This window comes from Dactylosporangium sp. NPDC051485, assembly GCF_040682015.1.
Lineage (GTDB): Bacteria > Actinomycetota > Actinomycetes > Mycobacteriales > Micromonosporaceae > Dactylosporangium.
The window spans coordinates 104,033-130,819 of sequence record NZ_JBFAZW010000017.1; the positions used below are offsets into that span (position 1 = coordinate 104,033).

Here is a 26,787-nt window from a genome sequence, read left to right on the forward strand (position 1 = left end):
CCGTGAAGATCCTGGTCACCGGCGCGGGCGGCATGCTGGGGCAGGCGTTGGTCGCGCGGCTGCACGCCGACGGGCACGGTGTCCGCGCGCACGACCGCGCGCCACTGCGCACGAGCCCGGCCGACGATCTGGTCACCGGCGACCTGCGCGACCCCGCCGGCCTCGACGGGCTGCTCGCCGGCGTCGACGCGGTGGTGCATGCCGCCGCCATCCCTGACCCGGTGCGCGAGGGCGTCTTCGACAACAACGTCGCCTCGACGTACCACCTCCTGGACGCCGCGGGCGCGCTCGGCGTCGGCCGGATCGTCTACGTGTCGAGCCTGTCCGCCGTCGGGCTGGCGTGGTCGGGGCGCGGCGCGACACCGCTGCGGCTGCCGTTGCCCGAGGACCACCCGTACATCGGCGACGACCCGTACGGGCTTTCGAAACACGTCGGTGAACTCGTCACCGCGACGGTCAGCCGGCGCCACGGCATCCCCGCCGTGAGCCTGCGCTTCCCGTTCATCGGCACCGGCGAGCGGCTGCGGCACCACCTCGCGCACGTCCAGGCCGACCCCGGCGGCGACCGGGGCGCCCTGTGGAGCTGGATCGACACCCGCGACGCAGCCGAGGCGGTCGTCGCCGCCCTGACCCGGCCGGTCGACAGCCACGCCGTCGTCACCGTCGCCGCCCCGGACACCACCGCACTGCGGCCGACAGCGGAGCTGATCAGCCAGTACCATCCGACATCGCTCGTCACCGAACCGCTGGAAGGCTTCGCCGTGCCGGTCTCCACCCGCCTGAGCCGCGATCTGCTGGACTTCACCCCGACCCACACCTGGCGGCAGGCATGAGCGGTCCGGAGCGCAGCGGAGGGGCCGCGATCAATGGGCGCAGGGGTGGCTCAGGCCGGCGCCGGAGCGAAGCGGAGGTGACGGCATGAGCGTGGCCGTGGTTGTGCGGGGCGGCTGGGAGGGCCATCGCCCCGTCGAGGTCACCGATCGCTACGTCACCCGGCTGCGCGACCGGGGCGTCGAGGTCGTCACGTCGGAGACCCTCGACGTCTACCTCGACGAGGATCTGCTGCGTCGCGCCGACCTGATCGTGCAGTGCTGGACGATGGGCACGATCACGCCCGAGCAGCTTGTCGGCCTGTCCACCGCCGTACGGGCGGGCACCGGCTTCGCCGGCTGGCACGGCGGCATGATCGACGCGTTCCGCGCCACCCCCGACTACCAGCACATGACCGGCGGCCAGTTCGTGCATCACCCGGCGGAGTTCGTCACCTACGAGGTGCGGCCCACGTCGGACCACCCCGTCGTCGCGGGCATCGGCCCGTTCACCGTCCATACCGAGCAGTACCGGGTGCACGTCGACCCGTCGATCGAGGTCCACGCGGTCACCGACGTCGACGGCGTCGTCATGCCGGTGGTGTGGACCACCCGGTGGGGCGCCGGCAACGTGTTCGTCACCACCGTCGGCCATCGCCTCGAGGACCTCGAGGTCCCCGAGCACGACGAGATCATCACGCGGGGGCTGGCATGGGCGACGCGCTGAACGTCGGCATCATCGGCGCGGGCAAGATCAGCACCGCCTACGCCACCACGCTCGCCCGGCTGCCCAACATCACCATGACCCGCGTCGCCGACCTCGACGCCGGCCGCGCGGCCGCCCTGGCCGCGGATCTTCCCGGTGCCGTGGCGGGAGCGCCCGACGAGCTGCTCGCCGCCGACGACGTCGACGTGGTGCTGAACCTGACCGTGCCGCAGGCCCACGCCGCCGTGGCGCTCGCCGCGATCGCCTCGGGCAAGCACGTCTACGGCGAGAAGCCCCTGGCCGCCAACACCACCGAGGCGCGCAGCGTTCTCGACGCCGCCGCCCGCGCCGGCCTCGTCGTCGGCTGCGCACCCGACACCGTCCTCGGCACCGGGCTGCAGACGGCCCGGGCGAGCCTGTCGGCCGGCGACATCGGCACCCCGGTCGCGGCGACCGCGTTCATGGTCACCCCCGGCCACGAGCGCTGGCACCCGTCGCCGGAGTTCTACTACGAGCCCGGCGGCGGCCCGCTGTTCGACATGGGACCGTACTACCTGACGGCGCTGGTGACACTGCTCGGCCCGGTCCGCCGGGTCACCGGCATGTCCGCCACCCCGCGCGGGACCCGCGAGATCGGCGCCGGACCGCGCGCCGGCACCGCCTTCCCGGTGACCGTGGCCACCCACGTGACCGGCATCCTCGAGCACACCGGCGGCGCGTTGACGACGCTCATGATGAGCTTCGACATCTGGGACGCCCGGCTGCCCAGGATCGAGGTGTACGGCAGCGCGGGCTCGCTGTCCGTCCCCGACCCGAACCACTTCGCCGGCCCGGTGCGGCTGTTCACCGCCACGACCGGGGAGTGGATCGACGTCCCCGAACGCGCCGGCTACCGCGACGCGGCCCGCGGCTACGGCGTCGCGGACCTGGCCCGGTCCCTGCGCGACGGCACACCGCCGCGCGCGTCGGGCGACCTGGCGTACCACGTCCTCGACATCATGGAACGGCTCCTGGAGGCCGCGGAGAGCGGCACAGCGGTCGAGGTCACCAGCCGGTGCACGGTCCCCGCCCCGATCCCGCTCGGCGCCCGGCCCGACCACGAGTAGGTTGTTGCGCCTGGCCGGGGGTCAACCCCCGGTCGGTGAAGCGGACAGTCCTGCAGCGTGGTAGTGGCTGATCGACCAGGTGTTCGCGCTGCGTTTCGCGACGATGGAGAGGCGCAGCTGCGTGGTCTCGCGGGTGGACGCGGTGAAGGTGACGTCAGCGAACCCGGTGATGATGTTCTCGCGCAGCAGATTGCCCTGCAGCACCTCCACCTCGGCTGTGGTTCCCTCCGCGACCTTGTCGTAGTAGCCGCGGATCGCCGCCGGACCGACCAGCAGTTGTGCGGTGATGCCCTGGAAGAGCGCGTCCTGCGCGAACAGCGAGCTGAGATGGTCTGGTTGGTGCGCGTTGAACGCCGCCTGCCAGCGGTCCAGCAGTGCAGTGATGACGTCGCGCGCCGGGTCGGTTGGCGCACCGCCTGCGCTGGTCTGCTCGTCGTGGACAATCTCCTGCTCCCATTGCTGGCGTGGCTGGCTGTGCAATCGCCAGTAGTGTTCGGCGATGTCGTCCGGGTCGAAGGCCGTACCCGGAGCAACGGCGCCAGCCACAGTGACCGTGGCCACGTGGACGCCGGACGGTCCGTACTCCTGGTCGAGCAGGGCCACGAGGGTTCGTACCCCGGCCTTGCCGAGCGAGAGGGACACGTACTGCGGCTTTGGCTCGGGCATTCCGCCGGTGATGAGGAACGACCCGTTGCCGCGCCGAGCCATGTTGGGCAGGAGGTGCGCGGCGGCGGTGATCGCCCCGACCACGTTGACCGCCCATGCCTCCTGGTGAGCGCGAACGGACAGGTCGCCGGGCGAGTCGGCCTGGATGATCGCGGCGTTGTACACCACGACGTCCGGTGGACCGAGCTCGTCGGCCGCTGCGTCCAGTGCGGCCCGGAGCGCCGTCTCGTCCGTGCTATCGGCGGTCAGCGGGACGACCCGTACGCCGAGTGGAGCGATGGCCTCGGCGACCGCTCGCACCGCCGCGCCGGTGCGTGCCACGAGAGCGATCGGTAGGCCCTCCCGAGCAAATCGCAGGGCAACTGAACGTCCGATCCCTGGCCCTACCCCGATGATGACCGCGCCCGACATAGCCCGCCCCCTTCGTCCTGCCTCCTGGTGCCAGGCAAAAGCTAAGCTTTCACATCGGTGTGAAGGTCAAGCGGAATGCGGAGGCTCCATGCGGATTGGCGTTCTGGCCCACGAGACCGGGGTGAGCGAGCGGCTGCTGCGCTACTACGAGGAGCAGGGGCTGCTCCAGCCGGCGCGGCGTGCCAACGGCTACCGTGAGTACGCCGAGTCGGATATCGTCGCGGTTTCCCACATTCGCTATCTGCTCGCCGCCGGACTTCCCACCACGGTCATCGCGCAGGTGCTGCACTGCGTGCACGACGACGGGAAGCAGCTGATCCCGTCGGCGTGTCAGGGCATGGTCAACCACCTGGAACGGGAACGGGCCCGCATCGCCGAGGCGATCACGCAGCTGGCAACAGCGCAGCTCGCGCTCGATACCCTGCTCGCCGCCGTACCAGGCCGGCCCGACAGGACCGAGGACGCAGACCCGTTGCCGCCAACTGAGGCAAGCCGCATACGACCGACTCGGCGGCCCCGCTCGGGGTCGCGGCGCAGCACCGCTCACGTGGTGGACCCCGAGCGAGAAACTGGCCTTGACGACCAGTGACCTAGCGAGGATCCCGGAGGTGTTGACCTGGCCGATCCGCTTGCGCAGTTCGCCAGCCGGACGTCACAGTCCCCGCTGACGTTGTGGTTGGACCGTAGGGTGCGTCCGGGCGGCACGGGGCGCCGAGCCGGGACCGTCAGGCGCCGGCTGCGTCCAGCTCGGCCAGGACCGCCGGGTCGAGGTCGATCGCCAGGGCGGCCATCGAGGAGTCGTACTGCTCCAGCGTGCGCGGGCCGATCAGCGCCACCCGGTCCGGGTCGCGCTGGTGCAGCACCCAGGCCAGGGCCAGCTCGTTGCCGGTCACGCCCAGGTCGGCGGCGAGCTCGGCCACGACGGCCAGACGGGCGTCGGAGTCGGCGCCGCGGTAGGAGTCCATGACGTGATGGTCGCGGCGCTTCCCCGCGTCGTCGTACACGCCCTTGAGGATCGGCGAGTACGCCACCAGCGTCAGGTCGTCGTGCGCCCGCAGGTATCGCAGCTGCTCGTCGTCGACCACCGACACGGTCCGCGCGGCGGGGTGTTTGCGCAGGTAGGAGTGCTCTTGCTGGAGGGCGACCGGGGCGGGCCAGCCGTGCTGGGCACACAGCTGCCGGATCCGCTCCAGGCGCCAGGTCTGCGCGTTCGACCAGCCGATGTGCCGCGTCTTGCCGGCCGCCACCAGGCCGGCCAGCGCCGCCAGGGTCTCCTCCAGCGGGGTGTTCAGGTCGTCGACGTGGACGTAGTACAGGTCGACGTGGTCGACGCCCAGCCGGCGCAGGCTCGCGTCCAGCGCGTGGCGCAGCGTGTCGCCGCCGGCGCCCGCGTACTGCTCCGGGGCGCGCACGCGGCCGGACCGGACGGCCTCCGGGTCAGTCACCCAGGCGCTGCCCTTGGTGGCCAGGAAGACCTCGTCGCGCCGGCCGGTGCGGGCGAACCAGCGGCCGAGCAGCGCCTCGCTCTCGCCGCCGGTGGCGCCCGGCGCCGGCCACCACGCGTAGCAGTCGGCGGTGTCCAGGAACGTGCCACCGGCGTCGAGATACCGGTCCAGCATCGCGACGGACGTGGCCTCGTCGGTGCTGGTGCCCATCAGCATGCAGCCGAGCGCGAGCGCGCTGACCTGCTCGCCCGTGCGGCCCAGAGGAATCGTTCGCATACACCGGACCGTATGAGCTGGAGCGCGCTCCAGGTCAAGCGGCCGCCGTGGACGCCTCGGGCATCGACGCCAGCTCCTACCGGTACCACTCGATCTTGTGTTGGATCCTCGACTGCTCCTCCCGGAGCACCGCGATCTTCCGTTCTCACGCCGGCGCGCCGGGCTTCTGGTCGCGGCGTCCCGGTACCGGTGTCGTTAGCCGCGAACTGTTGCTCGTTCGGGACGGCGGCAGGTAGGCCAGCATCGGGGAGCGGCGGGCCGAGGCGTCGGACTCTTCCTGGGCATCCCGGCGCTCACCGGGGGCGGCATTCTGGTTGACCTGTACCTGGGGTTCGGGTTTAGCGTGGCGGCGGCGAGCTCGCCCGGCGGACGGGCACGACGATGCGGGCTGTGCCCGGCGAAGCCGGCGACCCCACTGGAAGAGGTCGCCGAGGTGCTGGCGCGCCTCACGTGCACTGTCTGCGGGATGACTTCGCACGACGTCCCGGACGCCCCGGCATGCCGGCGGCGTCCTTGGCAGGATTACGGGGAGAGGACTACGGGATGACAAGCGCCCTCGCTGGCGACTTCGACTACGACACCCACGGGACGGGGTACGCCGTTCAGCGGCGGCCGGATCCGCGTATCGCGGCGTGGGTCCACGCCGCGCTGGGCTCGGCGCGTACGGTGCTCAATGTTGGTGCCGGGGCGGGCTCGTACGAGCCCGCGGACCGGTATGTGGTCGCCGTCGAGCCGTCGGCGGCGATGCGCGCCCAGCGGCCGCCGCATGTGGTGCCGGCGCTCGACGGCCGCGCTGAGGAGTTGCCGTTCGACGATGGTGCGTTCGACGCGGCCATGGCGACGGTGACGGTGCATCAGTGGGCGGACACGGCGAAGGGGCTCGCCGAGCTGCGTCGGGTGGCCCGTGGCCCGGTCGTCGTGCTGACCTTCGATGGGGATGCGCTAGACCGGTTCTGGCTGGCGGAGTACGTGCCGGAGCTTATCGCCGCGGAGCGGCGCCGCTACCCGGCCATCGATCTGATCGCCGCGGCCATCGGTACGACGTGCGAGGTGCACGAGGTGCCGATCCCCATCGACTGCGTGGACGGAGTGACCGAGGCGTACTACGCCCGCCCGGAGCGATTCCTCGATGACGAGGTGCGGGCGGCGCAGTCGGCGTGGGGCTTCGTCGACGACGCCGCGACCGCCCGTTTCGCCGCTCGGCTGCGCGCTGACCTGGCCGGCGGCGCCTGGGACGAGCGCTTCGGGCAGCTGCGTACCCAGCCGGAGTTCGTGGGCTCGCTACGGCTGCTGGTCGGCACGCCGTGACGGCGCTGGTCCTCGGCGCGCTGTTGCGCGTCGAGCAGGCTGGTTACGCTGTACGGCCTCGTCGTCCACGCCCTCACCATAGGAAACCCGGAGACTCACCGGGCGGTCAGGGCGGTCAGAGCGTTGCGGGAGGGGAAATCGGTGGATAGCAGACGTCGTCGTACGCGAACATATCAGCCGTGACCGATGTGGCCCTGTGGTATGCGATGCCCGTGCTGTCCGGCCGGCTGGTGCGGCTCGAACCGCTCGCCATCGAGCACGCGCCGGGCTACCTCGCCGCGGCCGGGACCCCGATGCAGAGCGCGGAGATCTTCCGCTGGCAGAGCCCGCCCGGCGGGGCGCTCACCGCGCCCGTCACGGTCGAGGACGCGGCCCGGCACATCACGGCCGCGCTGGCCGCCCGAGCGCGCGGGCAGCGGTTCGCGTACGCGCAACTCGACGCGCGCACCGGCGAGTTCGCCGGCACTACCTCGCTGGCCGACCTGGACCCGGTGCAGCGGTCGGTGACGATCGGTTACACCTGGCTCGGGCAACGCTGGTGGGGCACCGGCCTGAACGCCGAGGCCAAACTGCTGCTCATGGACTACGCGTTCGAGGCCCTCGGCGCGGTCCGTGTCGTCTGGGTCACCGACATCCGCAACAGCAGGGCGCAGGCGGCGATCGAACGGCTCGGCGCCGTCCGCGAGGGCGTGCTGCGCAAGCACCGCCGCCGCGCCGACGGCACGTGGCGCGACACCGTTCTGTACGCGATGCTCGACGACGACTGGCCCACCGCGAAGCAGGCCCTCACCGCCCGCCGGGACTCTCACATCTGAGATCGCCCCGATGGAAGAGTGTGGTAACGCGCCGCGTCCAGATGACGTGATGTGACCAGAAAACGACCGTGACCACGTCGGATGAGGGGCATGCGGCATCGACCCGGGAAATTCGGTCCCGTGGTGCCCAGTCTCCCGTCGGGCGCGATGACTCATGGGCGGCTGGGCCGCAGTTATGACACGGATGAGTCCGGAGGTGCCGACGTCCGGACTCATCCGTCCGGTGCTCAGGACCAGCCGTAGGACGAGCGCAGCTCGGCTGCGACCCGGTCGAAGCGGTCGCGGTCCAGGATCGCGCCCTCGCGGCGGATGCCGTCGGCGTCAACGGTCAGGACGCGGTCCAGGCGGACCCAGCTCGGCCGCTTCTCCCGGTCCCAGGAGCCCGGGCCCAGCGCGAACCAGTTGTGCTGCCCGTTGCGCTCCGACTGGCTCGAGAGCATCAGGCCGAGCACGGCGGTGCCCTGGCGGCCGACGACCAGGACCGGGCGGTCCTTGCCCTGCGCGGGGTCGTCCTCGTACGGCACCCAGGTCCACACGACCTCGCCCGGGTCGGCGTCGCCGTCCAGCTGCGGGGCGTACTCCAGCAGCTTCTGCGTCTCGTGGCGCGGCGGCGGGCCGGGCACCGGGGCGTGGCGGGCGGCCGGGGGGCGCGGCGCAGGCGTGGCGGGGGCCTGGCGCGGCGGGACGGGGCGCACCGAGGTGGTCGGGCGGGGGAGCAGGCCCAGCCGCGTTGCCACGGCCTGAAGTAGTCGTTTCACGCCGATGACCATAGCCGTCCGCGTCTTTACGGTGCCGGGCGCGCCGGGGACACTGTGGCCCATGTACGACTTCGATGTCCTTGTGCTCGGCTCCGGGCCGGGTGGGCAGAAAGCCGCGATCGCGGCCGCGAAGCTCGACCGGCGGGTGGCCGTGATCGAGAAGCGGAACATGATCGGTGGCGTCTGCATCAACACCGGCACGATTCCGAGCAAGACGCTGCGCGAGGCGGTCATGTACCTGACCGGCCTGAACCAGCGCGAGATGTACGGCCAGAGCTACCGCGTCAAGGAGGACATCACCGTCGGCGACCTCGCCGCCCGCACCACGCACGTCATCGGGCGGGAGATCGAGGTCATCCGCAGCCAGCTGGCCCGCAACCGGGTGCGGCTGCTGCAGGGGACCGGCACGTTCGTCGACCCGCACACCATCGCCGTGCAGGACGAGCAGGGGCGGGAGTCGCACATCACGGCGGAGAAGATCATTATCGCGGCCGGGACGCGGCCCGCGCGGCCGGACAGCGTCGAGTTCGACGATGTCACGATCATCGACTCCGACGGGATCCTCAACCTGGACAAGGTGCCCGGCTCGATGGTCGTGGTCGGGGCCGGGGTGATCGGCATCGAGTACGCGTCGATGTTCGCGGCGCTGGGCACGAAGGTCACGGTGGTCGAGCGGCGGGAGCGCATGCTGGACTTCTGCGACCTGGAGATCGTGGAGGCGTTGAAGTACCACCTGCGGGATCTTTCGGTCTCCTTCCGTTTCCGCGAGTCCGTCGCGGCGGTCGAGCGGCACGGGCGCGCGGCCGTGGCGGTGCTGGCCAGCGGCAAGCGGATCGCCGCCGACACCGTCATGTACTCCGCGGGCCGTCAGGGCGCGGCCGACCTCATCGGGCTGGACAAGGCCGGGCTGTCCTACGACGCGCGCGGGCGGATCAGCGTCGATGCGCACTTCCGCACCGAGGTGCCGCACATCTACGCCGTCGGTGACATCATCGGCTTCCCGGCGCTCGCCTCCACCTCGATGGAGCAGGGCCGCCTGGCCGCCCACCACGCCTGCGACGAGCCGGTGCGGGGCATGCAGGAGCTGCAGCCGATCGGCATCTACACGATCCCGGAGATCAGCTTCGTCGGGCGGACCGAGGACGACCTGACCGACAACAGCATCCCGTTCGAGGTCGGCATCTCCCGTTACCGGGAGCTGGCGCGCGGGCAGATCATCGGCGACTCGTACGGCATGCTGAAGCTCATCGTATCGCCCGAGGACCGCAGGATTCTCGGCGTGCACGTCTTCGGCACCGGGGCCACCGAGCTCGTCCACATCGGACAGACGGTGATGGGCTGCGGCGGCACGGTGGACTATCTGGTCGACGCGGTGTTCAACTACCCGACGCTCGCGGAGTCCTACAAGGTTGCCGCGCTGGACGCGATGAACAAGATGCGGACGGTGTCCCGCCTCAGCGCATAGACCGGGATAAGGTCGGGGCCGTGAGAAAGCTTCGGGGGATGGCGCTCCTGCTCGCGGCCCTGGTCCTGGCCGGTCCGGCCCTCGCGGCCTGCGAGCCCGACCAGCCGTCGGTCGACGATCGGCTCGCCGGGTTCGTCGCCGCCTGGCGCAAGGGCGATTTCGCCGGGGTGGCCGACCTGCTCACGCCGCAGGGCCGGGCGCTGGACACCGCCGCGGCCAACGCCGCCCTGGCCGGCTTCGAGGGCGACCTGGCCGCCCGCCGGCCGGTGCTGACCCCGCACGGCCGGGCCGCCGTCGACCACTCCGACGCGGCGCTCGCGGTCGGGGTGCGCTGGACGCTGCCGGACGGGCGCACGTGGGACTACGACACGACGGTCGGCGCCCGGCTGCTGAACAAGCGCTGGCACCTGTACCTCGGGGCGCAGACGGTCCACCCGGCCCTGCAGGACGGCCAGAAGCTCGACCTGCGCAGCTCCCCGGCCCGGCGCGGTGTCATCACCGCCGCCGACGGCACCCGGATCGCCGGCGACGTGCCCGTCGTCTACATCGGCGTCGAGCCGCAGCGGGTGCCCGACGTCGACGCCCTGGTCAAGCGGCTCGACCTGCTGTTGCAGTCGGTGAAGGTCAGCGTCGACGTGCAGGCCCTGCCGGCGCGGCTCAAGGTGGCCAAGCCCGACGCGTTCGTCGACGTGGTCACCCTGCGCAAGAACGACTACACCGAGATCGCCGGCGACCTCGGCGCGACCGAGGGCGTGCGGCTGCGGGAGGGCACGTTGTCGCTGCCGCTGACCCGCACCTTCGCCCGGGCCCTGCTCGGCACCTCCGGCCCGGTGACGAAGGAGCTCATCGACGCGAGCAAGGGCGCGCTCGAGGACGGGGACGTCGCCGGGCTGACGGGGCTGCAGCGGCAGTACGACGCCCAGCTGCGCGGCCTGCCGGGGCTCTCGGTGGTGCCGGTGGACGCGGCCGGCGCGAAGGCCAAGGCCGGCGATGCGCTGGTGACCCTGCCGTCCCAGGACGGCGCGAAGATCGTCACCACCCTCGACGTGAAGGTGCAGCAGGCCGCCGACGCCGCGCTGGCGAAGACCGCCAAGCAGTCCGCGCTGGTCGCGATCCGGGTCAGCGACGGCGCGGTGCTGGCCGTGGCCAACGGCCCCGACGCGGCCGGCTACGACCTGGCGCTGCTCGGCGAGGTGCCCGGCCCGCCCTGGCCGGTCGCCCCCGCCTCGCTGGGGATCGGCGCGCAGTGGCGCCTCGGCGTCGACGTGTTCACCGGCCGCGCCGCGTCCGGCGGCGTCGTGGCCGCCCCGATCGGGTACGCGGCCGCGGCCGCCGCCCTGGCCCGCGGCACGTGGCAGCAGCCGGTGCTGGTGAAGGATCCCGCCCCGGTCAACCCGGCCCCGGCCGGCCCGGCGGTCTCCGGCACGCTCGACGTGCCGGGGCTGAGCGCCGGGGTGCGCGGCGACATCGCCTACTGCGTCTACGTCGCCGATTCCGGGGCGGACGTCACCGCCCCGATCGCGGCCGCGTTCCTCGCCGCCGTCGCGTGAATGAATCGTGAACATCATTGCGGGTGGTTGCGCTGCGTCAAGCACACCACTGCGCCGCGTTGATGTCTGACGCATTCGGCGGTTGCATGGAAGCCGCTAAATGCGCATATGCCGTCAAAAGCGGCGCCAAGCGTCCTCGGAACGATCGAGCCAGGTACTCCTCATTCGGCAGCGAACTGGGTAGCGTCTGCCTCGCCGCAGGCAACCGCGGGCGCGACACGGGGAGTTCAGGACACCGAGTTTTCTTGGTAGAGGGCAGCTGGGAGTGAACGGGTCGGCACGCGGGGTGCTGGCGGGGTACGTCGGCACGATGGCGGTCCTGGTGATCGCCAACTTTGCGCTGCCCGAGTTCCACCTCGTGCTGTGGTCCGCGATCGGCTACGCCAGCGTCGCCGCGATCCTCGTCGGCGTGTACCTGCACCGGCCGCGCCGCCGCGCCCCGTGGCTGCTGCTGGCCGCCGCCGTGGCGTGCTTCATCACCGGCGACCTCACCGCCGACGTGCTCACCCGGCTGATGCACCGGCCGGGCTTCCCGTCGCTGGCCGACACCTTCTACCTGACGATGTACGCCCTCATCGCGGCCGCCCTCGTCTGGCTCTACCGGCTCGGGGTGGTCCGCCGCGACCCCGCGGGGCTCTTCGACGCCATCACGCTGACGGCGGGGCTGGGCCTGCTGTCGTACATCTTCCTGATCCGGCCCTACGTCGACAACCCGCACCTGTCGGCGCTGGACCGGGCCATCTCCATCGCCTACCCCCTCGCCGACATCATCGTGCTGCTCGTCGGCGCCCGGCTCATCGCCTCCGTGCGGTTCAACACCGCCGTCGCGCTGCTGGCCGCCGGAGGGGTCGGGCTGCTCAGCTCCGACGTGGGCTACGGCCTGCGGCAGTTCGCCGACGACTGGGCCACCGGCAGCCCGGTCGACATCGGCTGGGCCGCCTTCTACGTCCTGTGGGGCGTCGCCGCCCTGCACCCCTCGATGCGGCAGCTCACCGAGCCGCGGGTGCAGCGGGCCGGCGACGAGCGGCTCGGCCGGCTGTTGCTGCTCGGCCTGTCGCTGTTCATCGCCCCGATCGTGCTGTTCCTGGAGATGCGGGGAGGCCAGGTGCGCGACGCCGCCGCCATCGCCGCCGTGTCGGCGCTGCTGTCCGGGCTGGTGCTGCTGCGCCTCGGCCGGGCCGTGCGCGCGCAGCGGCTCACCGTGCAGCGCGAGCGGCGGCTGCGCAGCGCGGGCGCGGCGCTGCTGCTGGCCACCGACGAGGACGCCGTCGTGCAGACCGCCCGCGACGCCGTCGCCGCGCTGCTGCCGCCGGGCCGCCCGCACGCGGTCGCGTTCGGGCCGGCGCTCGGGCGCGGGACGACCATGCCGTACACCCGCGACATCGACCCCGGCGTGGCCGCCGCCCTCGGCGCGTTCGAGGTGACGCTCTGCTGCCCCCTCGCCCTCGCCGACGGGCGGGCGGCCGAGCGGGCCCTCTACGTGGCCACCGACGAGGCCGTGCTGGCCGGGCTCACCGACGCCGCCCAGATCCTCGCCACCCAGGCCGCCATGGCCCTGGAGCGCATCGCACTCGGCGACGAGATCGGGCGGCGCAACAGCGAGGCGTACTTCCGCACCCTCGTGCTCAACACCGCCGACGTCATCCTCATCGTCGGCGCCGACGACCTGGTCAACTACGCCAGCCCTTCGGCGCAGGCGCTGTTCGGCTCCGACCTCGTCGGCACCGCCCTGCCGGCCGCGTTCGCCGACGACAGCGCGGCCGAGGTCGGCCGGCGCCTCGCCGAGGTGCGCGCCGGCACCCCCGACCGGCCCGGCGAGGACCTCCAGGTGACCGGCCCCGAGGGGCGCCCGGCGCTGGTCGAGGCCGCGTTCCGGGACCTGCGCGACGAGCCGACCGTGCGCGGCGTGGTGGTCACCCTGCGCGATGTGACCGAGCGCAGCCGGCTGCAGGCCGAGCTGTACCAGCGGGCCACCTTCGACGCGCTCACCGGCCTGCCCAACCGCGAGGTGTTCCTCACCCGGGTCCAGGAGGCCGTCGCCTCCGGCGCGGAGACCGGCGCGACCGTCGGCGTGCTCATCGTCGAGCTCGACGACTTCAAGGTCGTCAACGACACCTTCGGCCACGGCGCCGGGGACGCGCTGCTCGTCGCGGTCGGGCAGCGGCTGACCGAGGCGCTGCGGGCCGTCGACGGCTCCTACGGCGCGGCCGGCACCGTGGCCCGGCTCGGCGGCGACGAGTTCGCCGCGCTGGTGCGCCGGGCCGGCAGCCCGTCGGACGTGGAGCGGGTCGCCGGGCGCGTGCTGAAGAGCTTCAAGGCGCCGTTCGAGCTGGCCCACGGTACCGTCACCGCCACCGCCAGCATCGGGGTCGCCACCACCGCCGAGGCCGGCAGCGCGCAGGACCTGCTGCGCCACGCCGACCTGGCCGTGTACGTCGCCAAGGACGCCGGCCGCGACCGCTGGCGGCGCTACGAGTCCTCGCTGCACAGCGCCGTCGTCGAGCGCCACAAGCTGCGCGCCGACCTCGACCGGGCCATCGCCGACGAGGCCTTCCTGCTGCACTTCCAGCCGATCGTCACCCTCGCCGACGACCGCACCCGCGGCTTCGAGGCCCTGGTCCGCTGGAACCACCCGACCCGCGGCATGGTCCCGCCCGACGAGTTCATCTCGGTCGCCGAGGAGAGCGGCCTCATCGTGCCGCTGGGCTACTGGGTGCTCTCCAACGCCATCACCGCGGCCGCGCAGTGGCGCATCGCGTACCCGACCGAGGAGGTCTACGTCTCGGTCAACGTCTCCGCCCGGCAGTTCCGCTCGCCCGACTTCGCCCAGTGGGTGCTCGCCGAGATCGAGCGGATGGGCCTGCCGCCCGGCGCCCTGCTGCTGGAGATGACCGAGAGCCTGCTGCTGCACGACGACGGCGAGGTCGCCGCCGAGCTCGCCGCGCTGCGCCAGGCCGGCGTGCGCATCGCCATCGACGACTTCGGCACCGGGTTCTCCTCGTTGTCGTACCTGCGTCGCCTGCCGGTCGACGTGCTGAAACTCGACAAGAGTTTCATCGACACCGTCGTGTCCTCCAGCGAGCAGCACGCCGTGGTCAACATGATTGTGCAGCTCGCGCGGCTGTTGAAGCTTCAGGTCGTGGCGGAGGGTGTCGAGACCGTGGCCGAGCGTGAGCTGCTCGTGGAGATGGGCTGCGATCACGGCCAGGGGTACTTGTTCTCGCGCCCGTTGAGCTACGGTGACGCGAGTCAATGGTTGTCGGAGGATTCGCCGGGACCTCAACGGGGAGGTCGCACCGCGGCCTGAGAGACCCTGGGGGACATGTGCGCGCCGAGCAACTCGCCACTGCCGTCGATACCGACCCGCGGTACAGCGGCATCGCCCGCCTCCGCGAGGAGACCCGCTTCTACGACGCGGTCATCGACGAGATCGACGGGCGGCGGATCCGCGTCGGCGAGCACTGGCTCACCGACTGGGCCTCGTGCAACTACCTCGGCTTCGACCTCGAGCCGCAGATCATCGGCGCGGTCGAGGAGCAGCTGCGCCGCTGGGGCACCCACCCGTCCTGGTCGCGCATGCTGGGCAACCCGCGGCTGTATCCGGTCATCGAGGAGCGCCTAGCCGCGCTGCTCGGCGCCCAGGACACGCTGGTCCTGCCGACGATCACGCAGATCCACCTGTCCGTGATCCCGGCCCTGGCCGGCGAGGGCACCATCCTCATCGACTCGCGCGCCCACAAGACGATCTGGGACGGCTGCGTCTTCGCCCGCGCCCAGGGCGCCACCCTGGCCCGCTTCCGCACCCTGGACGAGCTGGCCGACCGCCTGGCCGAGGCCACCACGTCGCCGATCCTGGTGTGCATGGACGGCGTCAACAGCATGACCGGCAACATCCCGGACGTCCGGCGGTATCTCGACCTGTGCCGCGCGCACGGCGCCGTCCTCTACATCGACGACGCCCACGGCTTCGGCGTCATCGGTGCCCGCAGCGAGGACGAGACGAGCCCCTACGGCACCACGGGCAACTCCATCATCCGGTACTGCGGGGAGTCCTACGACGACGTGGTGCTCGTCGGCGGCTTCTCCAAGGCGTATTCGTCCCTGCTCGCCTTCCTGGCCCTGCCGACGGTCCTCAAGAACCGCCTGAAGTCCGCCGCGGCCCCCTACCTCTACTCCGGCCCGTCGCCGACCGCCTCCCTGGCCACCGTCCTGGCCGGCTTCGACGTCAACGCCGAGCGCGGCGACAAGCTGCGCGCCGAGCTGCACCGGATGTCGATGCGCGTGCTCAACCACGTCCGCGGCCTGGGCGTCTTCACCCCGAACACCGACGACACCCCGATCATCGAGCTGCCCATCGCCCTGGACCGCGACCTCGTCGAGGTCTCGGAGCTGCTGTGGGAGCGCGGCCTGTTCGTGACGCTGGCGCCGTATCCGGGCGTGCCCCGCGACCAGGTCGGCTTCCGAGTCCAGGTGACCGCGGCCAACACCGACGAGCAGATCGACGAGCTCAACGCGGTCATCGGCGAGCTGGCCGCCGCGGGGGTGTTCCAGGAGGCGCGGGAGGGCAGCGCGAGCTGAGAAGGATCGGGGTCATCCCGTACTGGTGGCGCCGGAGCGCTATCACGGACGTATGCGCGAACGATGGTCACGCCGGCGCTACGGCCGGAACCAGGACTACGGCTACCGGCGGGGCGGCGGCAACAGCTGCCTGCGCGACGCCTGCCTGCTCGAGGCCGGCTGCTGCATCGGCGAGGCGATCGACGGCAGCTGCCTGATGCTGGGCCTGCTCTCCCTGCCGGGCATGCTGTTCACGATGGCGCGGGCGCCGCGCTCGGCCGCCTCGGCGGACGGTCCCCTCGTCGGTGCGATCCGGCGGTACCAGCGCGAGATCAGCGCCAAGCGGGAGCGCCCGTGCTGCCGGTTCACCCCGAGCTGCTCCCACTACGCCGCCGAGGCCATCACCAGGCACGGCGCGGTCCGCGGCCTGTGGCTGGCCACCCGCCGCCTGTCGCGCTGCCGCCCGGGCGGCGCCCGCGGCCTGGACCCGGTCCCGGCCGGGTAGCCGGTCCCGGGCGTGTAAGCCGGTCCCGGGCTGCACGGCCGAGGCCGGCTACACGCTGCGGGTCACGAGCACCGGCGAGGCGGCGTGGCGCACGACGAGCTGCGTGACCGGGTTGGGCCGGGGCTGCTCGTACCACCCGACCCGATGCGCGCCCACGATGAGCATCAGCGCATTGCGGGCCGCCTCGGTCAGGGTCTCCAGCACACCGGCGTCGCGGCTGTCGAAGTGGGTCTCGACCTCCGGGTGCCGGCGCAGCCACGGCTCGAGCTCGGCGGCCACGGCCTCGTGCGGGCGGGCGCGGCCGGCGTGCAGGGCGACGAGCGGCACGTGGCGCGAGGAGGCCTCGCCGTAGCCGTAGGCCAGCGCGCGCTGGCTCGACGGGGAGCCGTCGACGCCCACCACCACCGGCGCGTGGCCCGGCAGGGCGGTGATCGGGTCGGCCCAGCGCCAGCCGTTGTTGACCACGAGGACCGGGCAGTGCGCGAAGGCGGCCAGGTGGGCGCTGATCGAGGCGTCGAACTGGCCGCCCTCGTGGACCCGGCCGCCGATCACGACCAGGGTGGCGGTGCGGGACTGCTCACGCAGGATGCGGGCCGGGGCGCCGCCCAGGGTCATGGTCTCCACCGCGATGCCGGGCTGCCAGGCGCGGGCCTCGGCGGCGGCGTTCAGCGCCACGCCCTGGCCGTCGGTGGGGCCCTCCCAGGTCAGCGCGTGGATGACGCGCAGCAACCGGTCGTGCCGGGCGGCCTCGTCGGCAGCCCACCGCACGGCGCCGAGCGACGCGGTCGTGCCGTCGACGCCCACCACGACGGGACTGTGTTCGAGCAGCATGTCGCACCCCCTCGTACCCTTCCACCGTCTCTCTCAGGAGCGATCCGGGCAAGGGCTTCGCTGTCCGGATTATGGGCATAAGTCGTGACACGTGCCCGATCACGCGGTGCGCGATTGACACGCGCTGCAAGACGCCCATACGGTTCGAGCCACCATGACGCACCTCGGTGGATCATCGAAGCTGCTCAGGGCCATGAACGACGCGGCCGCCCTGAGTCACGTGCTGGACCGCGGCCCGCTGACCCGCGGGGAGCTGCGCGACCTCACCGGGCTGTCCAAGCCCACGATCTCGGAGGCGCTGCGGCGCCTGACCGAGGCGCGCCTGGTGAGCGTGGTCGGCTACGTCAGCGCCGGGCCGGGTCCCAACGCCGAGGTGTACGCCGTCAACCCCGATGCCGCCTACGCCGTGGCCCTGTCGGTGCGCGACTGCGCGGACAGCGACACGCCCACCGTCACCGCCGCCGTCACCGACCTGTCCGGGGCGGTCCGCGGACGGCTGGAGTCCGCCGTCGACTTCACCCGGACCGACCCGGTGGCCGGGGTCGTCGACACCGTGGAGGCGGTCTGCAAGGAGGCCGGCCTCGCCCGCGACCCGGTGGCCCAGGTGCAGATCGCCGTGGCCGGCTCGTACGACCCCCGCTCCGACGTCCTGCACCACGTCGAGGTGCCCGGCTGGGGCCGGCCGGGGCTGGTCGAGGACCTGCGCCGGCGGCTCGGGGTGCCCGTCGGGGTGGACAACGACGTCAACCTGGCCGCGGTGGCCGAGCGAGCGCACGGCGCCGGGCGCGGGGCGGAGAGCTTCGCGCTGCTGTGGCTCGGCGAGACCGGCCTGGGCCTGGCCATCGACCTCGGCGGCACGCTGCTGCGGGGCGCCCGCGGCGGGGCCGGCGAGATCGGGTACATGCCGATGGCCGGCGGCGAGCGCCGCCTCGCCTTCCAGGACCTCGTCGGCGGCGGGGCCGTCCTCGAGCTCGCGGCCGCGCACGGCATCACCGCGCCCACCGCCGCCGGGACCATGGCCGAGGCGGCCGAACGGGCCGGCGCCGGTGACGCGGGCGCCGCGGCCTTCGTCACGCAGCTCGCCGGCCGGATCGCGATCGGCCTGTCGGCCGTCGTCGCGGTGCTCGACCCGCCGCTGGTCGTCATCGGCGGCGAGGTCGGGCAGGCGGGTGGCGAACTGCTCGGCACCGCGGTCGCCGCGGCGCTGGCCGAGGCGGCGCCGCTGGACACCATGATCGCCACGACCCGCCTGCAGGACGACGCCGCCCTGCTCGGCGCCCAGGAGGCGGGCCGCGCCTCGGTCCGGGAGACGATCCTGGCCACGCTCGGGCGCCCGTAACGCGCGGCAGCGGCCCGCCCCGGCGGGTTTGACCCCGCCGGGGCGGGCATCCTCACCGCCATGACCACACCAGTCGTGCTCATCACCGGGGCCCTGACCGGCATCGGCCGGGCCACCGCGCTCGCCTACGCCGAGCGCCACGCCACCCTCGTCGTCGCCGGGCGGCACGACGACACCGGCCGGGAGCTGGTCGCCGACCTGCGCGACGCCGGCGGCCAGGCCGAGTACGTGCACGCCGACGTCCGCAACGACGATGAGGTCGCCCGGCTCGTCGACGGCGTCGTCGAGCACTACGGCCGACTCGACGTGGCGGTGAACAACGCCGGCACCGAGGGCCACGTCGGGCGCATCGAAGAGCAGACCCCGCAGTCGTACGCCGAGATCTTCGACACCAACGTCCTGGGCACGATGCTCAGCCTCAAGCACGAGCTGCGGGTCATGCGGCCGAGGCACAGCGGCAGCATCGTCAACGTCTCCTCGGTGTTCGGCCACGTCGGGGCGCCCGGCGCCGGGGTGTACTCGGCCAGCAAGCACGCCGTGGAGGGCCTGACGAGATCGGCCGCGCTGGAGTCCGCCGACGACGGGATCCGGGTCAACGCCGTCGCGCCGGGCCCGACCCGCACCGCGATGCTCGACCGGTACGTGGGCGCCGCCGGCACGACCGAGACCGACTTCGCCGCCCAGGTGCCGATGGGCCGCCTGGGCACCCCGGACGAGATCGCCGACGCGGTGCTGTTCCTCGGCTCCGACCGGGCCAGGTTCATGACGGGGCAGGTGGTGACGGTCGACGGCGGCATCAGCGCCGCCTGACCACGCACACCCGCCCGTCGCTGCCGACTTCCGGGTCGCGATCCCAGCCGGCCCGCGCATCGGCGGCGACGGGCGGGCGGCGGGTGCGCCGCGATGACAGAATCGGGCACCTATGGAACCGAGCCGCGTCCTCGCCGCCCTCGCCGACCTCGCGCCCGCCGGCCGGGAGCGGGTGCTCGACGTGGCCAAGGGCGACCAGCCGCTGGTGTGGCTCACCGACCCGGACCGGGCGCCGCGCGGGCGGGCCGCGGACCGGCTGGCCGCCCTGGACGCGCTGCACCGCGACGAGCGGATCCTGCGCCGGGGCTGGGCCTGGCTGCTGGGCACGGCCGAGGTCGACGGGGTGCCGCGCAAGCTGCGCCTGCCGCTGGTCTTCGAGCCGGTGCGGCTGGAGCGCTCCGGGGGAGGGCTGCGCGGGCCGCGGGTCGTGCCGGCCGGTGACCTCGAGCTCACGCCGCTGGTCGGGGACCGGGAGCTGGCCGCGGTCCTGGAGTCGGCCCCCGGCCTGGGCACCGCCGCCTGGCTCGGGGCGCCCGGGACCGCCGCCTGGGTGGGCACGGTGGCCGAGGCGGCCGGGCTGCGGCCGGACCGGATCGCCGTCGCCGGCCCGCCCCCCGCCCGGCTGTCCGACCGGGAGCTGATCGGCCTGGCCGTCGCCGGGCTCTTCGTGGTCCGCGACGTGTCCTCGGCCGGCCTGCGCGACACGCTGCGCGCCTGGGCGGCCCGCCCCGGGCTGCAGGACACGGCGCTGGCCCGGGTCTACGACACCGGCGGCGCTCCCGGGGAGGCGGGGGAGGAGGAGGAGGTGTACTCCCCGCTGCCGCTCAACGCCGCCCAGCGCGACGTCGTGCGGCGGGTGCGGCGCGAACCGGTGGTCGTGGTGTCCGGCCCGCCGGGCAACGGCAAGAGCCACGCGGTCGTCGCCGCCGCCCTCGACACCGTCCAGCGGGGCGGGTCCGTGCTCGTGGCGACCCAGGCCCCGCACGCCGCCGAGGTGCTCGGCGAACTGCTCGGGCGCTACCCGGGGGCCGAGCCGGTGCTCTTCGGCAACGCCGAGCGGCGCGACCGGTTCGCCCTCGCGCTGTCCGCCGGCCGCTCCGACGGCGTCACCGCCCGCGAGCTGCAGCGGCGGCGGGCCGAGACCGACGCCGCCGCGGCCGCCGTCCGGGCGCTCGAGGACGGCGTCGGGGCCGCGCTGGACCTGCAGCGGCTGGCCGCCACCATGGCGGTGTGGGAGCCGCTGCTGGCCGGGCTGCGGGCCGAGGCGCCGAAGGTGTTCGCCGGGGACTTCGACGTACGCAAGGCGCACAAGGCTCTCGGGTTCCGGTTGTGGCGCGAACAGCGGGTGCGCCGCCTCGCCGGCGTCGGGTCGCAGCGGCTGCCGGCGCTGCTGGAGGCCCTCGCGGCCGACCGGGCGGCGGCCACCCTGGCGGTCGGCGGCGGCACCGACCTCGCGGCCGTGTGGCCGGAGCTGCTGGCCGCCGACGCCCGGCTGCGGGAGGCCGTCGGGGCCGCGATGCGCGACGACGCGGCCGCCGCCGCGCGCTGGGGCGGGGACGCGCGCCGCACCGCCGCCGGCCTGGCCGCCGCGCTGCGCGCCGGGCGCAACCGGCGCCGGGAGGCCCTCGCCGCGCTCGACGGCCCGGCGCTCGTGCGGGCGCTGCCGCTGTGGGTGGGCACCGTCGCCGACGTCGAGGACCTGCTGCCGCCCACGCCGGGCCTGTTCGACCTCGTGATCCTCGACGAGGCCGCGCACATCGACCAGATCCGGGCCGCCCCGGTGCTGGCCCGGGCCAGGCGGGCGCTGGTCGCCGGCGACCCCAGCCAGCTGCGGTTCGTGTCGTTCGTCGCCGACGTCGACGTGGCCGCCACCCTGCAGCGCCACGGCCTGCCCGAGCGCATCGACGTGCGCCGCAGCAGCGCCTTCGACGTGGCCGCCGGCGCCGCCCCCGTCACGTGGCTGGGGGAGCACTACCGCTGCGCCCCGCACCTGATCGGCTTCGCCGCCCGGCGCTTCTACGACGGCCGCCTGTCGCTGATGACCCGCACCCCGGCCACCGAGCGCGAGGCCGCCATCGACGTGGTGCGGGTGAGCGGCGCGTCGCTGCGCGACGGCGTCAACCAGGCCGAGGTCGACGCCGTCCTGGCGACGGTGCGCACCCTGGCCGCGTCGGGCCGCACCGGCATCGGCGTCGTCACCCCGTTTCGTGCCCAGGCCGACGCCCTCGAGTCGGCGCTGCTCAAGGACCTCACCGTCGAGCAGATCGAGCGCCTGGCCCTGCGCTCGGGCACCGTGCACGCCTTCCAGGGCGCCGAGGCCGACACGGTGATCGTCTCCCTGGCCCTGGTCGACGGCGACTCCCCGGCCCGCGCCCGCTTCGCCGCCGAGCCGAACCTCTTCAACGTGATGACCACCCGGGCCCGCCGCCGCCTCGTGGTCGTGACGTCCCTGCGGTCCGCAACCGGCCTCATCGCCGACTTCCTGGCGCACGCCTCGGCCCCGCCGTCCCCGGCCGCCCCGGGTCCCTCGCCGGTGCCGTGGGCCGCGCAGCTGGCCGCCGAGCTGGCCGCCGCGGGCCGTGACACCCGCGTCGCGTATCCGGTCGGCGACTGGACCGTCGACCTCGTCGTCGACGGCGTGGGTTACGTCTGCGCCCCGCACCCGGACGGCAACGCGGCCCACCTGGACCGCCAGCGCGAGCTGCTGCGGGCCGGCTGGACCCTGCGCGAGGCCTTCGCCAGCCGCTGGCAGGGCGACCCGGTCCGCGCCGCACTACACCTGAGTTCAGGGTCGTTTAGCAGGGTTTTCCCTGACGTTTCGCAAGGCTAGCCGCCGCACACTCGATCCATGACCGTACGTCGCATCTTCCATGTCGTCGGCGCCGCGCTGGCCGGGACCGTGCACGCCTCCGACGAGGCCGTGCCCCCGGCCGACCCGCGCGAGGTGCGAGCCCTGCTGGCCGAGATCGGCCTGCTGCGCCCCAGCGCCTTCGAGGCGGAGGTGCCGCAGGCGCTGCGGCGCTTCCAGGCCCGCGCCGGGCTGCTCGTCGACGGGGTGGCGGGGCCGCGCACGTCCCAGGCCCTGGCCCGCTCCGCCCGCGAGGCCCGCCACCTGCGCTCCCTGGGCATGGCCGCCTGAGCAAGCGTTGTGATACCTAGCCGTGATCTTCGTTGATCGACTGGTAACTCTACGCATCCGGCTCGCCGTCGTTGCGGAGTACGTCGGCGTATTCCCTGCTCGGGTCCACCGGCAAGGCATATCCGTAGTCTGCATCGAAACGGACGTCGCCCCGATCGAGGGCGGCAAGCCAGCGACGCAGAAAATCGGTGAGCGACGAAGCTACGACCACGCGATTGACCTCGTCGAGCGGGAACAAGACCTGGCCGACCGTTCCCCCCGGCCCGGGCTGGAAGTCCAACACGATTGAGCTGTCGTCGTTCTCCGCCACCGGCAGCCACGACCGGATCGCCGGCCAGTCGTAGTGCGTGCCAGCATCGGCGAGTTGCGGCGTCCTGCCCTGAAACTCCGCGGCGGACACGGCCCAGTACCGCCAGCAGGTCAACATCGCCTCGTACGGCAGCAAGGACATCCCCCATGCAGCAACGGCGCGTACGAGCCGCCGTGCACCGCGTACAGGGCCCGCAGGTCCATCGGCAGCGTGACGCCGCTCTCCGACTCCAACGCCCGCGCGACAACGTCGTCGCCTGGCGGCTCGAACAGCGGCCGGCTGATCCAACCGTCGATGACCGCCTGCCTGTAGCTCGACGGTAGGCACAACCATCCGGCGCTGAGCACCGGTGGCGACAGCCGCCAGCGCACCGCCCAGTCCTGTAAGCGGGACCACAGCTCGACCGGTCCGGCATCATCCACCGCGACAACCTACCGACACCGCGGACGCATGTCCCTGCCGTGGCATCGAGATCAAGTGCGCTGTAGCCGCCGTCCGTGTGCGGAACGACGGGGTTGGTGCTCGTCACGGTCGGTGCGCGGCCTCCAGTGGTGTCCGCAACAAGCCGATGAGCGGATGTTCTGTCCAGAGTTGTTGACCCGCGCCTTCAGCGCGCGCGTACGACCTGTCGTGCCGATGGTCAAAAGCTCCACCCTGATCCGATGTAGCAATCACCTGGCCTACGGGATCGATGTGCGGAAACGATTCGCGGTCCCGACGAACGCCGTGCATGTCGGTAGCCAACCATGTCGCGGATTTGTGGCATTGTTACGGTCAGTGCGCGGAAACCAGCCCGTGAACTATGAATTTGGATCGTCACGAATTGAGGCGCAAAGCACGGCTGCGGGGTACCGGCAGACTGCAGGGGGTGGCAGGGTCATGTGGCTACGTCTGCCGGATTGGCCGTGGCCGGTCCTCTTCTGGCGCAACGACAACGGGGATATCGCGTAAAGATTCCTCAACGTTGCACGTGATCAGTACGGTCATGCTGGTGATTGCCGTTGTCGGCTATCGGGCGCCTACCGGGGTGGACGGGTTTGACCGGCCGGGGAGCCAGAAGGCGAGGGCGGTCGCGGCGATGCCGAAGCCTAACGACCAACCGAAGGCGGTGTTGATCGCGGCGATGATGCTGTCGCTGTGAGTGGTCGTCGCGCGTGCCAGAATGACGGCGAAGATGGCTGTGCCGAGAGCGCCGCCGACCTGCACTGCGGTGCGGGTGAGCACTGTGGAGTGCCCGATCTGGGCCCGGTCGAGTTCGTGGTAGGCGCCGGCCGTGGCGGGGACGCCGACAGCACCGAGCCCCAGGCCACGCAGCACCAGCCACAGGGCAAGAAGCCATCCGCTGGTGTGTGCGGTGAGGAACAGGAAGGGGACCGTCGCGGTGGCGACGAGGGCGGTCGCGCCGATAGCGGTGGTTCGGACACCGAGCTTGTCGGTCAGCCAGCCGGCGGCGCTGCGGCCCAGCAGCGTACCGGCGGCTTCGGGCATGAGGATGATGCCGGCGCTCAACGCGCTGGTTCCACGGCCTTGCAGGTAGTAGATCGGTATGAGCAGCAGCGGGCCATAGATCGCGACACTGTTGAAGAACAAGACTGCCGTGGCGGAGGCCAGCGGGCGGCGCGTCAGCAGGCTGACGTCGACCAAGGGCCGCTCGTGTCGCAGGGCGTGGACACAGAAAGCCCCCACGAGCGCGGCGCCGGCCAGCGCCGGCAACAGCACGTCGGCGCCGGCGAGGCTGCCTCGGTTTCCGGCGTTCGTCAGGCCAAGCAGCAGTCCTGCGATGCCCGAGGCGAGGAGGAGGAACCCGGCGGCGTCGAGCTTCGGCCTGGCCTGCGCGACGCGCTCTTTCGGGAGGTAGAGCCAGGCCAGAACGAGACCGGCGACACAGAAGGGAACATTGATCCAGAACATGACCCGCCAGCTGAAGTGGGTCAGAATCGCCCCACCGACGAGAGGACCGAGGATCGGACCCACGGTGAGCGGCAGCATCGCGACGCTGGCTGTCCGTCCCAGCGCCTTGCCGGCCGCGGCCTGCATGATGAGCGTGCCCATGGCAGGCATGAGCAGTCCCCCACCGATTCCCTGCACTACCCGCCAGGTGATCAACGACGCGACGTTCCAGGCGAGGCTCGACCCGATCGAACCGGCAAGGAACACAATCAGCGCGAACGTCCAGAGCCGCCTGCCGCCGAGGCGTTCTAACGCCCACGTACTCAGTGGAATCGCCATGCCCAGAGCCAGCAGGTAGCCGGTCGTCACCCATTGGATCGTCGCGACGCTGACGGCCAGGTCGGTAGCGAGCAGGCGCAGCGCGACGCTGACGATGGTGGTGTCAAGGACGACGGCAAGCGCGCCGACGGTCAGGATCAGGCCGATTTTCACTACTGCCGGATCGAGTCGATCGTCGCGTTTGAGGTCGTCAAGAGCGATAGACGGCACTGCTGCGGCTCCTAAGCGGTCGGGGGTGTTGCTGTCCGGACCGCAGCATCTTCAAGCACGCCGGGGGTCTTGTGGCAAGCCCCCCACTGCGCTATATGTTAGATACCGCCGGAAGAGGCGTAACTCTTGGCGTGCTCGCTCGACCCCGGTGATCTGTGATGGTCCACTTCGCTTTGGCATTGATGCGGGATCGCTTGGCGTCTGCTCAAAGTGTTCTTATGCCGTTTCCGTCACCGCAAGCGATCAGGCGAGTTGGCGACCCGCTAGTATCCCGTGATCCTGTTTGTGCTACGTTGCGTTTTTGTTGACGAGTTGTTTGAGGTTGGTCTGGGACTCGGGCGACCCTGGCGAGGATCTCATCGGCGGTAGCGGTCCAGGTGAACGGCTGGGCGTCGGTGTTCCAATGCTCGACGTAGGCACGGATCCGGTGGATCAGCGCGTTGACCGAGGTGAACGTGCCACGCCTGATGGCCTGTTTGGTGATGATCCCGAACCAGGTTTCGATCTGGCTGATCCACGAGGACCCGACCGGGGTGAAATGGAAGGTGACGCCGGGGTGGCGGGTCAACCACGCCCGCACCTCGGGGGTGTCGTGCATGGACAGGTTGTCCAACACGACATGGATCTCCTTGCCGGCTTGGGGTTTGACGACCAGCGCCGAGAAGCAGGCGAAACAGCTCAAACGCGTACCCAAGACCTCACCGTCGAACATCCCGCCCTCGACGATCACGAACACGTTTACGCTCATGGCACCCCTCTGTGTCAAGAGGCCGCGAGGAGGGGTGTTCTAGAGTGGGTTGTGGCGGGTCCGGGAAGTGGCTTCTCCGAAGTGTCGGCTGTCGGGATCGAGCCGGCCGCGCTGGATTGCAGAGTCGCTCCCGCTTGCCCTCCCGGGCTCGTCCTCGTTCGTTGTGCGTCTTTGACCATCTGCTGATAGACCACGTTGGATAGTCGGCGTTTGAGGCTGCGCATGGCTTCCATGGAGGTTTTGCCCGCAGCGAGCTTGCGCCGGTAGTAGGCGCGGCCTTCGGTGTCGTTGCGGAGCTGGACGATGGCCATGATGTGCAAGACCCGGTTGATGCGTCGGTTGCCGGCTCTGGAGAGCCGGTGGCGGTGCTGGTCACCGGAGGACGCGTCGATGGGGGCGGTGCCGTTCCAGGACGCGAAGTGATCGCGGCTGGCAAACCGGTCGATGTCGCCGATGTCGCCCAGGAGCCGGGCGGCCCCGGATGGTCCGATGCCGTTGAGGTGCTGCAGCGTACTGCCGGTCGAGGCGATCAGCTCGGTCAGTTGGACGTTCGCAGCTTTGATCTTCTTGTCGATGACGGCGATCTCGGTGATCAGCTCCGAAGCCAGCTGCCGCCGGGTGCGCCCGACGATGTCACGCGGCCGGACGGTGTTGAGCAACGCGCGGGCCTGCGGCGCGGACAGAAATGTCTTCGCCCCGCCCGGGATGAGCTCGAGCAACAGATGATGCAGCCGGCTCACCGCGTCGGTCCGGGCGCGCCCCAGCGTGTCGCGACGGTCGACGAGCAGCTTCAG

Annotated in this window: 23 protein-coding genes; 15 read left to right on the forward strand and 8 right to left on the reverse strand. The window is 72.1% G+C overall.

Annotated features, from left to right (window positions below; genetic code table 11):
• Positions 1-2: 2 nt before the first annotated feature.
• From AB0M46_RS12675 to AB0M46_RS12685, 3 genes are all read left to right on the forward strand, one after another.
• The gene (locus AB0M46_RS12675; protein WP_363335344.1) at positions 3-833 is read left to right on the forward strand and encodes an NAD(P)-dependent oxidoreductase; all 831 of its coding nucleotides are present in this window, start codon (positions 3-5) and stop codon (positions 831-833) included.
• An 85-nt stretch (positions 834-918) separates the two neighbouring features.
• Complete coding sequence (locus AB0M46_RS12680; protein ID WP_363335346.1) at positions 919-1,536, forward strand: ThuA domain-containing protein; 618 nt, start codon at positions 919-921, stop codon at positions 1,534-1,536.
• Positions 1,521-2,621, forward strand: a complete 1,101-nt coding sequence (locus tag AB0M46_RS12685; protein ID WP_363335348.1) for a Gfo/Idh/MocA family oxidoreductase — start codon at positions 1,521-1,523, stop codon at positions 2,619-2,621. The genes AB0M46_RS12680 and AB0M46_RS12685 overlap by 16 nt, the downstream gene beginning before the upstream one ends.
• Before the next feature lie 21 nt (positions 2,622-2,642).
• Here the strand turns inward: AB0M46_RS12685 and AB0M46_RS12690 are convergent, their stop codons facing one another.
• On the reverse strand, positions 2,643-3,698 hold the full coding sequence (locus tag AB0M46_RS12690) for an SDR family NAD(P)-dependent oxidoreductase (RefSeq protein WP_363335350.1): 1,056 nt from the start codon (positions 3,696-3,698) through the stop codon (positions 2,643-2,645).
• Positions 3,699-3,786: 88 nt separating this feature from the next.
• Here AB0M46_RS12690 and AB0M46_RS12695 point away from each other — a divergent pair, with 88 nt between their 5' ends.
• Complete coding sequence (locus AB0M46_RS12695) at positions 3,787-4,287, forward strand: MerR family transcriptional regulator (protein ID WP_363335352.1); 501 nt, start codon at positions 3,787-3,789, stop codon at positions 4,285-4,287.
• Between the two features lie 136 nt (positions 4,288-4,423).
• On the opposite strand, the gene AB0M46_RS12700 is transcribed toward AB0M46_RS12695, so the two are convergent.
• A complete protein-coding gene (locus tag AB0M46_RS12700; protein WP_363335353.1) occupies positions 4,424-5,419 on the reverse strand; it encodes an aldo/keto reductase in 996 nt (331 codons plus the stop codon).
• A 543-nt stretch (positions 5,420-5,962) separates the two neighbouring features.
• Between AB0M46_RS12700 and AB0M46_RS12705 the strand changes: the two genes are divergently transcribed.
• Entirely contained in the window at positions 5,963-6,727 is a 765-nt protein-coding gene (locus AB0M46_RS12705; protein WP_363335355.1) for a class I SAM-dependent methyltransferase, read from the forward strand.
• 179 nt (positions 6,728-6,906) lie between these two features.
• Positions 6,907-7,542, forward strand: coding sequence for a GNAT family protein (locus tag AB0M46_RS12710; protein WP_363335357.1), 636 nt, complete (start codon positions 6,907-6,909; stop codon positions 7,540-7,542).
• A gap of 227 nt (positions 7,543-7,769) precedes the next feature.
• Here AB0M46_RS12710 and AB0M46_RS12715 read toward each other — a convergent pair whose 3' ends face one another.
• On the reverse strand, positions 7,770-8,300 hold the full coding sequence (locus AB0M46_RS12715; protein WP_363335359.1) for a type II toxin-antitoxin system PemK/MazF family toxin: 531 nt from the start codon (positions 8,298-8,300) through the stop codon (positions 7,770-7,772).
• 61 nt (positions 8,301-8,361) lie between these two features.
• Between AB0M46_RS12715 and sthA the strand changes: the two genes are divergently transcribed.
• From sthA to yidD, 5 genes are all read left to right on the forward strand, one after another.
• Positions 8,362-9,765 (forward strand): Si-specific NAD(P)(+) transhydrogenase, encoded by a 1,404-nt coding sequence (gene sthA / locus AB0M46_RS12720; protein ID WP_363335361.1) that lies wholly within the window; start codon positions 8,362-8,364, stop codon positions 9,763-9,765.
• Between the two features lie 20 nt (positions 9,766-9,785).
• Positions 9,786-11,315, forward strand: a complete 1,530-nt coding sequence (locus tag AB0M46_RS12725; RefSeq protein ID WP_363335363.1) for an NTF2-like N-terminal transpeptidase domain-containing protein — start codon at positions 9,786-9,788, stop codon at positions 11,313-11,315.
• Positions 11,316-11,580: 265 nt separating this feature from the next.
• Positions 11,581-14,622 (forward strand): EAL domain-containing protein, encoded by a 3,042-nt coding sequence (locus AB0M46_RS12730; protein WP_363335365.1) that lies wholly within the window; start codon positions 11,581-11,583, stop codon positions 14,620-14,622.
• Positions 14,623-14,639: 17 nt separating this feature from the next.
• Positions 14,640-15,893 carry a pyridoxal phosphate-dependent aminotransferase family protein gene (locus tag AB0M46_RS12735; RefSeq protein ID WP_363335367.1) on the forward strand — a complete coding sequence of 418 codons (1,254 nt, stop codon included), beginning with the start codon at positions 14,640-14,642 and terminating at the stop codon, positions 15,891-15,893.
• Positions 15,894-16,128: 235 nt separating this feature from the next.
• The gene (gene yidD / locus AB0M46_RS12740) at positions 16,129-16,377 is read left to right on the forward strand and encodes a membrane protein insertion efficiency factor YidD (RefSeq protein ID WP_363335386.1); all 249 of its coding nucleotides are present in this window, start codon (positions 16,129-16,131) and stop codon (positions 16,375-16,377) included.
• A 48-nt stretch (positions 16,378-16,425) separates the two neighbouring features.
• Here yidD and AB0M46_RS12745 read toward each other — a convergent pair whose 3' ends face one another.
• A complete protein-coding gene (locus AB0M46_RS12745) occupies positions 16,426-17,208 on the reverse strand; it encodes a universal stress protein (RefSeq protein WP_363335369.1) in 783 nt (260 codons plus the stop codon).
• 154 nt (positions 17,209-17,362) lie between these two features.
• Here AB0M46_RS12745 and AB0M46_RS12750 point away from each other — a divergent pair, with 154 nt between their 5' ends.
• From AB0M46_RS12750 to AB0M46_RS12765, 4 genes are all read left to right on the forward strand, one after another.
• Entirely contained in the window at positions 17,363-18,547 is a 1,185-nt protein-coding gene (locus tag AB0M46_RS12750; RefSeq protein WP_363335370.1) for an ROK family transcriptional regulator, read from the forward strand.
• A gap of 60 nt (positions 18,548-18,607) precedes the next feature.
• Entirely contained in the window at positions 18,608-19,357 is a 750-nt protein-coding gene (locus AB0M46_RS12755; protein WP_363335372.1) for a glucose 1-dehydrogenase, read from the forward strand.
• A 112-nt stretch (positions 19,358-19,469) separates the two neighbouring features.
• Positions 19,470-22,187 carry an ATP-binding protein gene (locus tag AB0M46_RS12760; protein WP_363335374.1) on the forward strand — a complete coding sequence of 906 codons (2,718 nt, stop codon included), beginning with the start codon at positions 19,470-19,472 and terminating at the stop codon, positions 22,185-22,187.
• A gap of 18 nt (positions 22,188-22,205) precedes the next feature.
• Entirely contained in the window at positions 22,206-22,496 is a 291-nt protein-coding gene (locus AB0M46_RS12765; protein ID WP_363335376.1) for a peptidoglycan-binding domain-containing protein, read from the forward strand.
• A gap of 49 nt (positions 22,497-22,545) precedes the next feature.
• On the opposite strand, the gene AB0M46_RS12770 is transcribed toward AB0M46_RS12765, so the two are convergent.
• The 4 genes from AB0M46_RS12770 to AB0M46_RS12785 all read right to left on the reverse strand — a co-directional run.
• The gene (locus tag AB0M46_RS12770; RefSeq protein WP_363335378.1) at positions 22,546-23,139 is read right to left on the reverse strand and encodes an SMI1/KNR4 family protein; all 594 of its coding nucleotides are present in this window, start codon (positions 23,137-23,139) and stop codon (positions 22,546-22,548) included.
• 675 nt (positions 23,140-23,814) lie between these two features.
• Positions 23,815-25,245: a DHA2 family efflux MFS transporter permease subunit gene (locus AB0M46_RS12775; protein ID WP_363335380.1), complete on the reverse strand. Its 1,431-nt coding sequence runs from the start codon at positions 25,243-25,245 to the stop codon at positions 23,815-23,817.
• A 205-nt stretch (positions 25,246-25,450) separates the two neighbouring features.
• Positions 25,451-25,993 (reverse strand): transposase, encoded by a 543-nt coding sequence (locus AB0M46_RS12780; protein WP_363335381.1) that lies wholly within the window; start codon positions 25,991-25,993, stop codon positions 25,451-25,453.
• Positions 25,994-26,007: 14 nt separating this feature from the next.
• Positions 26,008-26,787: transposase (locus AB0M46_RS12785; protein WP_363335383.1), on the reverse strand; the 780-nt coding region annotated here is incomplete at its 5' end.